The 13,159-nt window shown below is 66.0% G+C and carries 13 protein-coding genes and 3 tRNA genes; 8 read left to right on the top strand and 8 right to left on the bottom strand.

Annotated features, from left to right (window positions below):
• Positions 1-174: 174 nt before the first annotated feature.
• Complete coding sequence (gene hutC / locus J8G10_RS03355; RefSeq protein ID WP_251439262.1) at positions 175-954, top strand: histidine utilization repressor; 780 nt, start codon at positions 175-177, stop codon at positions 952-954.
• Here the strand turns inward: hutC and J8G10_RS03350 are convergent.
• A complete protein-coding gene (locus tag J8G10_RS03350) occupies positions 863-1,816 on the bottom strand; it encodes an EamA family transporter (RefSeq protein ID WP_251439261.1) in 954 nt (317 codons plus the stop codon). The two genes, hutC and J8G10_RS03350, sit on opposite strands and share 92 nt — an antisense overlap.
• Positions 1,817-1,855: 39 nt before the next feature.
• On the opposite strand from J8G10_RS03350, the gene J8G10_RS03345 reads away from it, so the two are divergent.
• The 3 genes from J8G10_RS03345 to J8G10_RS03335 all read left to right on the top strand — a co-directional run bounded on the left by J8G10_RS03345 (position 1,856) and on the right by J8G10_RS03335 (position 4,160).
• Complete coding sequence (locus tag J8G10_RS03345) at positions 1,856-2,359, top strand: MarR family transcriptional regulator (protein ID WP_251439260.1); 504 nt, start codon at positions 1,856-1,858, stop codon at positions 2,357-2,359.
• A gap of 106 nt (positions 2,360-2,465) precedes the next feature.
• A complete protein-coding gene (gene merB, locus J8G10_RS03340) occupies positions 2,466-3,131 on the top strand; it encodes an organomercurial lyase (protein WP_251439259.1) in 666 nt (221 codons plus the stop codon).
• A gap of 186 nt (positions 3,132-3,317) precedes the next feature.
• Positions 3,318-4,160 carry a DUF4062 domain-containing protein gene (locus J8G10_RS03335; protein ID WP_251439258.1) on the top strand — a complete coding sequence of 281 codons (843 nt, stop codon included), beginning with the start codon at positions 3,318-3,320 and terminating at the stop codon, positions 4,158-4,160.
• A gap of 48 nt (positions 4,161-4,208) precedes the next feature.
• On the opposite strand, the gene J8G10_RS03330 is transcribed toward J8G10_RS03335, so the two are convergent.
• Both J8G10_RS03330 and J8G10_RS03325 read right to left on the bottom strand, forming a co-directional pair.
• Complete coding sequence (locus tag J8G10_RS03330) at positions 4,209-4,736, bottom strand: HEPN domain-containing protein (protein WP_251439257.1); 528 nt, start codon at positions 4,734-4,736, stop codon at positions 4,209-4,211.
• Positions 4,729-5,850, bottom strand: a complete 1,122-nt coding sequence (locus J8G10_RS03325) for a DUF262 domain-containing protein (protein ID WP_251439254.1) — start codon at positions 5,848-5,850, stop codon at positions 4,729-4,731. The genes J8G10_RS03330 and J8G10_RS03325 overlap by 8 nt, the downstream gene beginning before the upstream one ends.
• Before the next feature lie 136 nt (positions 5,851-5,986).
• Here J8G10_RS03325 and J8G10_RS03320 point away from each other — a divergent pair, with 136 nt between their 5' ends.
• Together J8G10_RS03320 and J8G10_RS03315 are read left to right on the top strand one after the other, a co-directional pair.
• Positions 5,987-7,711, top strand: a complete 1,725-nt coding sequence (locus J8G10_RS03320) for an Eco57I restriction-modification methylase domain-containing protein (RefSeq protein ID WP_251439252.1) — start codon at positions 5,987-5,989, stop codon at positions 7,709-7,711.
• Positions 7,708-8,775: a BsuBI/PstI family type II restriction endonuclease gene (locus J8G10_RS03315; RefSeq protein WP_251439251.1), complete on the top strand. Its 1,068-nt coding sequence runs from the start codon at positions 7,708-7,710 to the stop codon at positions 8,773-8,775. Before J8G10_RS03320 ends, J8G10_RS03315 begins: the two co-directional genes overlap by 4 nt.
• 187 nt (positions 8,776-8,962) lie before the next feature.
• Here J8G10_RS03315 and J8G10_RS03310 read toward each other — a convergent pair whose 3' ends face one another.
• The 4 genes from J8G10_RS03310 to J8G10_RS03295 all read right to left on the bottom strand — a co-directional run bounded on the left by J8G10_RS03310 (position 8,963) and on the right by J8G10_RS03295 (position 10,024).
• The gene (locus J8G10_RS03310) at positions 8,963-9,499 is read right to left on the bottom strand and encodes a DUF1643 domain-containing protein (RefSeq protein WP_251439385.1); all 537 of its coding nucleotides are present in this window, start codon (positions 9,497-9,499) and stop codon (positions 8,963-8,965) included.
• Positions 9,500-9,699: 200 nt separating this feature from the next.
• A tRNA-Phe gene (locus J8G10_RS03305) sits at positions 9,700-9,772 on the bottom strand.
• Positions 9,773-9,850: 78 nt separating this feature from the next.
• A tRNA-Asp gene (locus J8G10_RS03300) sits at positions 9,851-9,924 on the bottom strand.
• A gap of 27 nt (positions 9,925-9,951) precedes the next feature.
• Positions 9,952-10,024, bottom strand: a tRNA-Glu gene (locus J8G10_RS03295).
• A 257-nt stretch (positions 10,025-10,281) separates the two neighbouring features.
• On the opposite strand from J8G10_RS03295, the gene J8G10_RS03290 reads away from it, so the two are divergent.
• Complete coding sequence (locus J8G10_RS03290) at positions 10,282-11,373, top strand: M23 family metallopeptidase (protein ID WP_251439250.1); 1,092 nt, start codon at positions 10,282-10,284, stop codon at positions 11,371-11,373.
• An 87-nt stretch (positions 11,374-11,460) separates the two neighbouring features.
• Here J8G10_RS03290 and ppa read toward each other — a convergent pair whose 3' ends face one another.
• Positions 11,461-11,952: an inorganic diphosphatase gene (gene ppa, locus J8G10_RS03285; RefSeq protein WP_251439249.1), complete on the bottom strand. Its 492-nt coding sequence runs from the start codon at positions 11,950-11,952 to the stop codon at positions 11,461-11,463.
• Between the two features lie 85 nt (positions 11,953-12,037).
• Between ppa and tilS the strand changes: the two genes are divergently transcribed.
• A complete protein-coding gene (gene tilS, locus J8G10_RS03280; protein ID WP_374208748.1) occupies positions 12,038-13,027 on the top strand; it encodes a tRNA lysidine(34) synthetase TilS in 990 nt (329 codons plus the stop codon).
• Positions 13,028-13,159 lie beyond the last annotated feature (132 nt).

The raw sequence follows: 13,159 nt of genomic DNA, 5'->3' as shown, positions 1-13,159 counted from the left end.
GGGGGCGGCAGACGGGGCCGGAGGCGAGAAGACCGTCTCTCCTTCGGGACCGTAGTTGTATAGTGCGGTATATACAGGTCTCTGTCAAGAGGTGGACGCGCGAACCCGCCAGTAGAATCCGGGGGAGCAGCAGCTCGTCCCCGGAGGAGAAGCGACAGACGAAGGAGGTCTCCCGTGCCGCAGGTCGATATCCAGGATCTCGTCGGCGCCTACGCGGCCTCCGTCGGAGACGGCGCACCCGCGTATGAGCGGATCAAGCGCGCGATCCGGAGTCGCATCGAGGTCGGCGAGTGGCAGGAGGGGGATCAGCTCCCGTCCGAGAGCCAGCTCGTCGCCGCTCTCGGCCTGTCCCGGATGACCATCAACCGCGCGCTGCGCGAGCTGGCCGCCGACGGCGTGATCTTCCGCAACATGGGCGTCGGCAGCTTCGTGGCCTCGGTGAAGGCCACCTCGCCGCTGTTCGACGTGATGAACATCGCCGAGGAGGTGCAGGGCCGGGGCCACCGGCACAGCACCAGGGTCGTCCTGCTGGAGCGGGAGGCGAACCCCGTCGCGCGGCACCTCTCCGAGGACTTCTCGGGCGAGTACGTCTTCCACTCCGTCATCGTTCACTACGAGGACGATGTCCCCATCCAGCTCGAGGACCGCATCGTCGGACCGCTGCTCGCCCCCGACTACCTGGAGCAGGACTTCGCCAGGATCACGCCCAACGACTATCTGTCCCGCGTCGCTCCGATGACGCGCGGCGAGCACATCGTCGAGGCGGTCCTCCCGACGGTGGAGGAGAGCGACCTGCTCGAGCTCGGGCCGATGGAGCCGTGCCTGCAGATCCGGCGCCGGACCTGGTCCGCCGGAGGGCTGGTCAGCATCGCCCGTCTCGTGCAGCCCGGATCCCGGAGCCGCCTCGAAGGATCCTTCGGGCGGGATCGTCCGACCCGCGTCGTCCGCGGCTGACGCTCCGTCGCGCCGTGACCCCGTCGAGCACGAGGGGTGCGGCGATGCCGAGCAGGACCAGCGCGAGACCCGCGAGCTGTCGTCCCGCCAGGATCTCCCCTGCCACGAGTACGCCGAGGAGCACGCCCGTGACCGGGTTGAGCAGGCCGATGAGGCCGACCGTGCCGGAGGGCAGGTGCTTCAGGGCGGCGAACCACGCGACGTTGGCGAGGGCGGTCGCGACCAGGGTGAGGTAGCCGTAGGCTGCGAGCCCCGCACCGTCGACCACCGGGGGCGGTCCCTCGACGAGCACCGCGAACGGGATGAGCGCGAGACCGCCGAACACGAGCTGCCAGGCCGTGGAGGGGAGGATCCCGACCTCGCCGTTCCAGCGCTTGGCGAGGATGAATCCGATCGAGGACATGGCCATCGCGGCGATGGAGGCGATCACGCCCCGCGGGTCGACCGAGGTCGTGGTGCCGAGCAGCATGAGCGCGACGCCGCCGATGCCGACGAGCGCGCCGAGCAGCCGCAGGATCCCCGGGCGCTCGCGCAGGATCGCCCATGCCGCGAGGGCGATCGCGACCGATGAGGTCGCCATGATCGTCGCGGCGATGCTTGTCGGCAGCAGCTGCGCCGCGGCGTAGACGAGCACGAAGAACGCGCCGACGTTGAGGGTGCCGAGCACTGCGGACTTCCACCACCAGGAGCCCCGGGGAAGCCGGCGGACCAGTGCCAGCAGCACGAGTCCGGCGGGCAGGGCGCGGATGGCCGCTCCCCAGACCGGGGCGTCCGGCAGCCACTCGCGGGTCACGAAGTAGGTGCTCCCCCAGGCGATCGGCGCGATCGTCGCGATGAGGAGCCATCTCCGATTAGTTTCCATGGAAGACACTATAGCTTCCTCGGAAGATATAGTGAAGAGGTGACGGACATCGACGATCAGGTGGCGCGGATCCAGCAGGCGTGGCGACGGGAGCGGCCCGACCTCGACGTGACCCCGATCGGCACGATCGGGCGCCTGCACCGCCTGGCCCTGGCGCTGACCGAGGAGCTGGTCGCGGTCTACCGCGCGCACGGACTCTCGGAGGGCGACTTCGATGTGCTCGCCGCCCTGCGCCGCACTGGTGACCCGTTCGAGGCGAGCCCCAGCGACCTCGCCGCATCGACGATGGTGACGAGCGGCGGCATGTCCAAGCGGCTCGACCGACTCGAAGGCGCGGGGCTGGTGACCCGCCGGGTCGGATCCGGCGACGCGCGGGGCAGGGTCGTGGCGCTCACGGAGGCCGGTCGGCGGCTGATCGACGACGCCTTCGCGGACCATGTCGCGAACGAGCAGCGGCTGCTGGCGATGGTGCCGGCGGCCGAGCGCCGGGCGCTGGAGGCGACGCTCGCAGGCTGGCTCGCGCACTTCGAGGGGTCGGTCTGAGGCGCATCCTCGGGAAGCGGCGCATACTGTGAAGAGTTCCCCGCAGGCCCGTGGCCCCGCGGCCGTGGCCCGGTGTCGATGCGGGGCTTCGAAAGGGGGTTCGTCGATGGAGGTCGATCTCGAAGGACTGCGGGTCCGGCTGTACCGGCAGCTGGTCGACGAGGGGCGTGTCGCGACGAGCGCGCAGATCGCGGCGGAGGAGGGGCTCACCCCTGCGGAGGCGGCGGACGCCTTCCGGGGCCTCGCGGCGAACCGGCACATCGTGCTGGACGAGAGCGGCGACATCGTGCTCGCCCATCCATTCGCGACGCGCGACTTCGGCTTCTCCGTGAAGAGCGACCGGGTGCTGTGGTGGGGCGGGTGCGCCTGGGACTCGTTCGCGATCCCGCACCTCGTGCCCGGCGCCTCCCCCGTCCTCGTGGCCACGACCTGCCCGAACTGTGGGACCGCGCACGCCTGGAACGTCTCGTCCGCGGAACCCCCGGCGGGGGATCAGGTGGCGCACTTCCTCGTGCCGATCGCGCACGTGTGGGACGACGTCGTGCACGCCTGCGAGAACCAGAGGATCTTCTGCGACGAGCGCTGCGTCGAGGAGTGGCTGCGCACGAACGCCCTCCACCCGGGGGTGGTCTTCGACCTCGAGACGCTGTGGCGCCTCGCCTCCGACTGGTACTCCGGCCGGCTCGACCGCGGCTACCGCCGCCGCGAGCCCGTCGAAGCGGCGGAGTACTTCCGCGGCGCCGGCCTGACCGGCCCGTTCTGGGGGAGCTGAGGGGCGACGCCGCGCTGGATCGGGTGAGCTTTCGATTTTCAGTTGGATACGCCGGGGTAGCGGGTGCTCGTTGGGCGCCGTTTGCCGCGTGATTTCGCGGAAGCTGTCATCGTTGGTCGCGGCTGGTTCGGGGTGGGTTCAGCGGAGGTACCGGCACAGAACCGGCACGACGATAGTCTTCAGATCGTGACGAGTATTGCGACGGTCGTATACGTGATGATCGCATCTCCCTCAGACGTGTCCGAAGCGCGGGACGCGGTATACGCCGCACTTGGCAGGTGGAATGAGGCAAATACCGCATCGAGGGGAGTTGTGCTTGTTCCGTTGCGCTGGGAGACAGGGACTGTCCCCGTCCTGGGTGATCATCCACAGGCAATCATCAATCGACAACTCCTGAAGCGTTCTGATGTTGTGATTGCGTTGTTCGGAAGCCGATTGGGTGCTGCGACAGGATCTGCCCTTTCGGGAACGGCGGAAGAGATCGAACTTGCCGTGGCAGGAGGAAAGCCCGTTCACCTCTACTTCTCGACGGCGCCACACCCGAACGACGTAGATCCCCTGCAGTTGGTTGCTCTGGCTGACTTCCGTCGGGACCTCGAGGGACGCGGCCTGTATGGCACTTTTGGCAGCGCGATAGAGCTCACAGCCCACGTGTGGCAAGCGCTTGAGCACGATATCTCGCAACTGGATCCGGTTGCGGTTGACCGCGCTGGAACTGCTCGAGTGGACCTCCTGGTCCAACAGGGATCAGAGCGGACGTCCGAATCGGATGCCCGGGGCCGCCTCCGGACGAGAAACCACAAGTGGATCGACATCATCAATCGAGGGGATGCCGACGCAGAGGGCCTCGAAGTTGAGCCCGCCGTCGACGGTGTCTTTCTTGGTGGTTCCGAGCGTCCTCGAACGTTGCACGCCGGACAGTCGCAGCGCTTCCCCTACGAGTTGTCCCTTGCAGCATCGGATGCTCTGCGGGTCAGGGTGTCGTGGGAAGAAGATGGCCAACGAGTCACGCGGGAGTTTGATGCGTAGCCACGTTGAGGCAAACGTCTTGCACAGCTATCGCGGCGATTGGCTGCGTCATGGCGTTGCCGACACCGGTGAATAGAAGTCGCGACTGGGGTCAAACCGTCGTATGAGCCAGCCGCCGACCTCTTCGGCAGTAGTAGCCCATCGAAGGGCATCGTTTCGGCCCACCGAGTCCCCGTCGCCGTGAGCGATCTTGTTTCTAGCGTGAACGAGCGCTCCGAGGTCCGATCGGCGATTCCGAAGCGACGTATCGTCGTCAAGGAAATTGGCCAGTTCAATGGCCCAGTCTCGATGGAACGACTGAACGAAGTCGATCAGTTGTTGAGGCCTAACACCTAGCCCGACGCGGAGCCCTGTTCGCACGCGGCTCTTTATCACGTCGAGAGCGACGCGGTCGACAAAGAGGTCGGCAACGTCGTCCCGCACGGCCTCGACGTATCCTGCGGCACGAACGGCGGTGTATCGTGCGAGTGCAACCTGTAGTTCACTGGCCTTAGGGTCCAGATTCTGAAGCGTTTCCGTCAGGTCGTGAAGGTCCTGCTTCCGACTTCGCACGGTCGGTGGCGGCCAGTTAGTCACGAGTGAAGGCTCTCGTTGCCTTGTCGATTCGGGACAGCACGAATTCCTTATCGGCTGTGGATCGCGTTGTCGCAGTCACGAATTCCGGGTCTCCGTCTAGTACCGCGATCGCGGTGGACAAGTCGGCAGTGAGAGCGTCAGCGGCGATAGCTCGCATCACACCGACGAAGATCGCCTCAGTCCGCGCGACGTTGATCTGGGTCGCGCCTTGGGTGCGGAGCACCTCGGGGCCGAGTGGCAGTAGAGCGGATGCAGCGTCTGCGAAGAACTGACTAGCGGCGATGATCGACGGGCTCAGTTGGCGGACATCGCTGGCGTACTTGTTGAGGAAAGTCTTGAGCGGGCGAGCGTACTCGTCAGACCTCTCAAAAAGCGCAAGGATTCGGAGCGTGAGCTCTTGATCGCGAAGTCGCGCGCTTCTTCCACCGTAGAGGTTGCGCCACGCGTCATTCGAGTTGAGCTTTTCCAGGAGTTCGATGATCGGGCCGGCAGACAGGGCGACTCTGATCTCGTGCGCCGTCAATTGAGTTCCGCCGGCATTGAGCCGTTCAAAGATCTGATAGATGGCGTCGTTCATCTCGGCAGATCCGTCTGTTGTTACGATCGTCGCGTGAAGATAGGAATCATCCAGCCGGAATTGCAATGAATCGCCGAGCGTCTTGTATGTGAGGCCCTTGAACTGTTCACTGACATTTCGTAGGGCGAATTCCTTCTTCGCGTGGATTCCGGCGTAGAACTTCTGCAGTGTCAGAAGTCGTTGCTGCCCGTCGAGCACCAGAAGCCGGTTGTTAGCGGTCTGCTTCACGAGGAAGATGCCCGGAACGGGGAAGCCAAGCAGCAGCGATTCTACGAATCGGTCCATCTGCGCTTTCGTCCAGACGAAGCCCCGTTGGAATCCGTCGGTGTCGATCCTGGCGTCGTCGGTGCCGTACGTCGGAACGAGCATCGACCCACGTTCAAGGCGCAACACCAGCCCAGCCACATCGAAGGACTGAGTGGAGAACGTCACCGCCGTCCGGGACTCGTCCGCTGCCGTGATGTCCTCAAGCTCCTCATTGGTGAGGACGCGGTCCAACAGATCTGGCGCGGGCGACTCGAGTGCTGCGTCTGTCATGCTCAAACCATAGCGGGCGCACTGACGGCCCTTGGGTGCAGATGCCTCATTCCCGTGAGCACACCTAAGCCGGGCGTAGACGCACATCGCCGGGTGCCTGCGGCCCCTGTCGGTAGCGCGAGATATCCTTCTTGTCATGACCTTGGGCCAAGCGTTGGATGCTGCCAGCAACGCGCGTCTGCTCGGCTCGCGGGGTTCTCGGTCCGAGCTGGGAGCGGACCATCCGGGCCTTGACATCACGCCAACCGCAGCCGCCGTCCTTGCCGCGATCCCCGCATGGTGGAGCGCCCGAGCCTCGGCGGTCGGGCTGGATGGCGAGTGGCTTGATGTTAGTGTCGCAGTCGCTACTTCGCCCATCTACGATGTTGAGCCGCCGGTCCTCGAGCGCGAGTGGGGGCCGATGACAGCCGAGCAGGTCGGTATGGCGTACGTGAGCGCCCTCAGCCCGGCGACACGCGCGCGCCACGGACGGTACTACACGCCTGGCGTTCTGGCGGAACAGCTGTGGGATTCTGCAAGACACGCAATGGGGTGGTCGCGTGCCCCGAAAGCACTGCCTGGGCTAGTCCGGGATCCTGCCGTTGGAGGTGGCGCGTTGCTGCTTCCACCGCTGAGAGAGCACGTTGCTGCGCTCGGTGACCTGGATCCGCAGCTTGTCATCAACTCCGTCGCCAGCGTCATCGAGGGAATCGATACTGACCCGGCTGCAGTCTGGGTTGCGAACGTTGTTCTCGCTTCAGAACTGTTGCCGCTGCTAGCGCGTGTCCCGAGCCACCGACGTAAGCCGCTGCCTGCGCTAGTCCGCACGGGTGACGGTCTTTCGGCTGAACTCGCACGTGCCGCGGTCATTCTGATGAACCCGCCTTATGGCCGCGTCCGGTTGTCACACGCGGATCGTGCGCGCTTCGGACCTGTCGTATACGGACACGCCAACCTCTATTCGATGTTCATGGCGGCAGCTGTCGAGAAGCTGGATGACAAAGGTGTGCTCGGTGCGATTGTTCCGACTTCGTTTATGTCCGGTCGGTACTTTGAGCCCCTTCGTCGAATCCTCACAGATCACGTGACGCTGGCGGGTGCCACGTTTGTGGAGGATCGCTCCGGGGTATTTACGAGCGTGCTACAAGAGACCTGCGTGGTTGCTTTCACGCGGCGTAAGGTGCGCAAGGTAAAGATCGAATCGCTCGGTTCGGATTGCTCATATGTTGCGACGGTCGGCCCGCCAACTACCAGCAATCCGTGGATTCTTCCGCGTCGCTCGGACCTCGCAGTCGCTGCCGCCGTTGCAGCGAGTCTCCCGCAGACGCTGAGGGGAGCCGGGTGGCGTGTACGGACCGGTCCTCTCGTGTGGAACAGGCACAAGGAGGATCTTCATGCGCGACCGGCTACGGGGCGCTATCGGGTGCTCTGGGCCGCTGACATTAAGACTGGGTCGATCAAGTACGACAAGGCTCGGAACGACAAGCGCTACGTCGCTCTCCCAGAGACGTCGGTGCTGATCCAGCGAGAGCGCTGCATCCTTGTGCAGCGGACGTCCGCGCCTGAGCAAGACAGTCGAATCGTCGCAGCACCGCTGACTGAGGCTGATCTCGCCGGAGGCGCGGTCGTGATTGAGAACCATGTGAACGCGTTGGTTCCGGAGGAAGCGAGTGCCGTTTCTGATCGTGTCGTTCTCGCGTTGTTGCGCAGTCGAGCAGTAGACAAGGTCGCGCGTTGCATTTCAGGGTCGGTCGCGCTGTCTGCGTACGAGCTTGAGTCACTGCCCTTGCCCTCTGATGAGACGCTCGCGAAGTGGGCCTCGCTTGACGACAATGCGCTGGATGTTGCGATCGCTGCTGTTTACGCCAAGATCGAATCATGATCGCCCTGTTGCCGGCGGACGAGTGCGTCGCGCGTCTGAACGTCATATTTCCTCGAGCTGTTTTTGACTCAGTGATGTCGAGTCCCCTCGCCGGCCAGGCAGTGGCTGCGCTCCTCTATGTCGATGCCGTTGCCATCGGAACAGTTGATTTCTGGGCTCGTCCGTCGATGGTGATGTGGTTCTCCGGCGACACCATGGCTCGCTCTGAGGTCGATGAACGCCGAGAATGGCGGTCGGCGGCTGTGCGTGGCCGACGGGCTGTAGAGAGCGTTCTCGAGTCTTGGCACGTTCCGCTGACCGCAAGCTATGCAGACAACTCTCGAGAGACTCTCCGAGACGAAACATTCCGGCTGTGGCGTGAGGCCGGTGCCATCCGTGAGCGTGCCGGGGTGCCCAAGAATTCGAGTAAAGGGAGGTGGGCGCTTGAGCCCCACTTCGCTGCGCTCTTTGACCCTAGTCTCGATGAGAGCGCACTTGAAGCTGCAGCTGCGAACTGGCAAAAGGAGCATCTGTCCCCTGGCGCAAAGGTAAAGCTTCAGTTCGAGCGCAGCCAATCCCAGGCAGATCACGGTGTCGCGGTTGAACTACCTGGCGGCGCCGGGACAAGGCGACTTGAAGCTGGAGTCGCTTCGTTGATTCTCAAGACGGTCATCGAGAAATGGGCGCCCCTCCGACTCGCGCATCCATTTGTCGTCACGATCAGTGAACCGGGCGACAAGATCTACATGGCAGACGAGAAGCTGCTCGGACAACTCGGGCTGCAGATCAACGTGTCCGCGCTCTTGCCGGACGCGATCATCGCGGACATCAGGGACGACGGGGCAGTGCAATTCTGGTTTGTGGAAGCTGTGAACACTGATGGGGAGATCCACGAAGCTCGGCGCGCAGACCTGATCAAGTGGGCAACGAGCCACGGGATTCAGGAGGGGTACTGTTCGTTCTTGACCGCTTTCAAGTCACGCAACGATGCTGCGGCACGCAAGAGGTTGAAGTCCCTGGCAAGCGACACCTATGCGTTCTTTGCAGACGAGCCAGATCACGAGCTCGCTTGGTATCGCGTGTAGATATTCGTGCGTCTGCGGGTGAGGTGCTCGGGCTGAGGAGCGCCCGGACCGCAGCGGAGCGAGGACCGGACGCACCGCAGGCTCGGGCCCCTCACCCGTGCCGGCCGCTAGGCCGGCCTTGAAGGAGTAAAGAAAGTTCTCACAGTTTGGTTGGGCGTGGACCAGCAGATCCGGAACGAGCGGTGGTCTACTCGAGGCGTCGAAGGTACTCGTCCATGTCGAAGCGCTGGAGCGGGGTCCCGCCTTTCACGTACAAAGGGTGTCGAGGGTGCATCTGCCGAGTGGGTGCGCCGAGAGAGACCCAATCGCACCTCGCCGCGGCAGAGATCATCACAAGATCCGCAAGCAGTGACTTCAGGTAGGGCCTCTTGGCGATCAGGTTGCCCCAGGCGGCGAGGAGTGTCAGTGGACGTCCGGCGAGCAGCGCGGCGATGTGGCGCTCGTTCTCTGATTTCAGATCTGCGCGGTGCTCCCGATCCATGTCGTTCGGGTCCGTGGCTATCTGCGGGTAGATGTTGAGCATCGTCCAGCTGTCGTAGCCGTTGGCTGCCGCGAAGCTCATCAGTCGCTTCACCGTGGGATCTGGGGCACCCGGAACGGCGGTGCTCGGGTTGATGCCGAAGCAGACAAGCGGGTTCTGACCCCGCGTGCCAAGAACGAAACGCGCCGAGTTGTCGGAGGAGGAGGCTTCTGCAGGGTGCTGGTCGCATGAAGCTACCGGCACAAGACCGGCACAAGCCGCGTGGGCGGTGCGTTTCGTCTCGCTGCGCTCGCTCAACGGCCGGGAGCGGCGGAGGCTCGAAGACTGGCCTGAACGCCACAGGGGAGCGCCTCAGAAACCGTCCCTCACCGGAGAAAAGCGGAAACCCCCGCGATGTAGAAGCTACGCGAGGGTTCCTGGGGTGATTGTAACGATCACCCGTGTGGCTCCGACCGGCATCGATCCGGTGACCTTTCGATTTTCAGTCGAACGCTCTACCAACTGAGCTACAGAGCCGCACAGGACGGAAGGTGGAAGCTTCTGACCTGCGTCCTAGACGAAAGGCCTTTCCGAAGAAAGGCCCGTCGCTTGGAGCGACCCTGACGGGACTTGAACCCGCGACCTCCGCCGTGACAGGGCGGCACGCTAACCAACTGCGCTACAGGGCCAGAACTATGAAATTGTATCGGAAAGAGTGACCCCAACGGGATTCGAACCCGTGCTACCGCCGTGAAAGGGCGGCGTCCTAGGCCACTAAACGATGGGGCCGGAGGCGAACCTCTGGGGTTCCCTTGCCGACGCTCAAGCATAAGGGGTTTGTGCGGCAAAACGCCAATCGAGGGCGCGTCCCGCTGGATCCCGGGCGTGTCCAGGGGGAGGATGAAGGGTGGTCCCGTTCCGAACCCGGGGACATGACCAGCACGCGAAGATCCGAAGAATTCCCGATCCCGAGCCGGATCCGCAGTGTTGCGCGCGGGGCCGATGTTGCTAGTGTGACATGAGTGAAACCGGCGAAAGGGAGCCGCGTGAACCATCCGAACAGCAGAGACGTCCGCCGTGACCCGGGCCGGACGTCCGTCGTTCCGCGCCCCGGTGCCGTGCCTCGTGCGCGACGGGGCGGGATCGCTCTGAGCATCGCCACCGTCGGCGCGCTGATCCTCGGCCTCTTCCTCGGCGCCCCCGCGGCGTACGCCGACGACTACCCCAGCTGGGATGACGTCCAGGCGGCCAAGGCGAACGAGGACGCGGCCGCGAACGAGGTGACGCGCATCCAGGGGCTCATCGCCTCCCTCACGCAGAACGTCGCGACGACGAAGGCCGCCGCGGAAGCCGCCGGCACCGAGGCGTTCGCCGCCCAGCAGGCGGCGAACGCGCAGGCGCGCCGCACCGATGACCTGCAGGCGCAGGCGGACTCGCAGAAGAAGGCCGCCGACGACGCGGCGAGCAAGGCGGGTCAGATCGCGGCGCAGCTCTCCCGCGACGGCGGCGACACCACCGCACTGCAGGACACCACCGCCAAGACGGTCGCCGGCTACCAGGCGGGCGAGGCCGCGCGCGCCGCTGCGGAGGCGGCGGCGGAGGCGCAGCGTCAGGCCGCTGCCGAGGCCGCGCGTCAGGCCGCGAACAACGGCGGTGGTGGCGGCGGCGGAGGCGGTGGCGACTCCGGCGGCGGATCCTGGACCGGCAGCGGCGGATGGGTGCGCCCGTTCGGCGGCTACCAGTCGTCCGGCTACGGCCCGCGCGTGCCCGACTGCGATGCCTGGGGATGCTCGTCCAGCTTCCATGAGGGCGTCGACCTCGCCGACGGCAGCTGCGGTTCGCCGATCTACGCGGCCCACTCCGGCACCGTGACGATGGCGTGGTACTACGGCGGCTACGGCAACTACATCCGCATCGAGAACAACGACGGCACGGGCATCGGCACCGGCTACGGTCACATCGAGTACGGCGGGTTCAACGTCTCTCCCGGTCAGTGGGTCAACGCCGGCCAGGTGATCGCCTACGCGGGCAACACCGGCGGATCCTTCGGGTGCCACCTGCACTTCGAGGTCTACCAGGACGACTACCCGATCAACCCGATCAACTTCATGGAGAACCGCGGCGTGTACATGGGCTGATCCGCCGGATCCTCATGCAGAAGACCCCCGGCCGCGGAAGCGGACCGGGGGTCTTCTGCATGACGGCCGCGGTGCGCGGCCGACGGCTCAGTGGCCGTCGTTCTTGAAGCGCTCGATCGCCTCGTCGAGGATGCGCTGCGCCTCGGCGGCATCGCCCCATGCGTCGACCCTGACCCACTTGTTGGGCTCGAGGTCCTTGTAGTGCTCGAAGAAGTGCGCGATCTCCTTCTTCGTGTATTCGGCCAGGTCGTCGACGTCCTGGATGTGCGACCAGCGCGGGTCCTTGCTCAGCACGGCCACGAGCTTGTCGTCGCCGCCGGCCTCGTCGCTCATCTTGAGCACGGCGACCGGGCGCACGTTCACGACGACACCGGGGAAGATCGCCTGGTCGAGCAGGACCAGCACGTCCAGCGGATCGCCGTCCTCGCCGAGGGTGTTGTCGAAGTAGCCGTAGTCGGCGGGGTAGCCGAAGGTCGTGTAGAGCACGCGGTCGAGGTGCACTCGTCCGGTCTCGTGGTCGACCTCGTACTTCACGCGGCTGCCGCGCGGGATCTCGATGACGGCGTCGTGTGCGCCCATGCGTGTGCTCCTCAGAAAAGACGGTTGGATGCCGCGCACCAGCCTACTTCGCGCAAATCCCCTTTCGCGTGGCTACCGTGGGAAGGTGCCGTCACTGAACCCCGCCGTCGCCGAGATCCGCCGAGCCGTGCGCACAGCGCTCGGCGCCCTGCCCGTGCCGCCGGCCTCCGTCGTGGTCGCGCTCTCCGGGGGCGCCGACTCCCTCGCCCTCGCCGCGGCGACCGCGTTCGAGGCGCGCGCCGCGGGGAGCGCCGTGCTCAGCGTCACCGTGGACCACGGCCTGCAGGAGGGCTCCGCCCGGATCGCCGCCGATGCCGCGGCCGCTGCGACGAGGCTCGGCATCGGGGCCCGGGTGCGACGCGTCGATGTGGTCGCCACGGGGGAGGGCCCCGAGGCCGATGCCCGTGCGGCGCGCTACGCCGCGCTGCGCGAGGTCGCCCGGGCCGAGGGGGCGCCGGTGCTGCTGGGGCACACGCTCGACGACCAGGCCGAGACGGTGCTGCTGGGCCTCGCCCGCGGATCCGGGTCCGGCAGTCTGCAGGGCATGGCGCCGGTGCGCACCGACGACGACGGCACGACCTGGATCCGCCCGCTGCTGGCGGTGCGCCGCGAGACGACCCGGGCCGCCTGCGCCGCCGAAGGGCTCGTGCCGTGGGACGATCCGCACAACGTCGATCCCCGCTATGCGCGCGTGCGGGTGCGCGAACGGGTGCTGCCCGTGCTCGAGGCCGAGCTCGGTCCGGGCATCGCCGAGGCGCTCGCCCGCACGGCGGAGCAGCTGCGCGAGGACGCGGAGGCGTTCGACGAGATGATCCACGAGACGATCGAGGACATCGTCGAGCATGCCGAGGCCGGCATCTCGGTGAGCGCCCCGGCGCTGTCCGCGAATCCGGCGGCCCTGCGCAACCGCATCATCCGACTCGTGGTGCAGAGCGAGTTCGGCGTCGGCCTCACCCGCACCCAGACCGTCGAGGTGGCGCGGCTCGTCACCGACTGGTCGGGGCAGGGCCCCATCGACCTTCCGGGCTGCACGGCCGCACGCGTCGGCGGCAGGATCGTCTTCGCGGCCCGCTGACCGGCGGGCGGGAGTCGCCCGGCCTGAGCTGAGCCCCGGGGAGGATCCGGGCCCACGGCCGGATCCGACCCGGGACAGCAGGAACGCGGCCCCCGAAGGAGCCGCGTTCCCGGACCGACGTGCGCCGGCCTC

Origin of the sequence: Microbacterium sp. USTB-Y, from assembly GCF_023703415.1 — a bacterium.
Lineage (GTDB): Bacteria > Actinomycetota > Actinomycetes > Actinomycetales > Microbacteriaceae > Microbacterium.
This window is presented reverse-complemented; position numbering and strand designations above follow the sequence as displayed.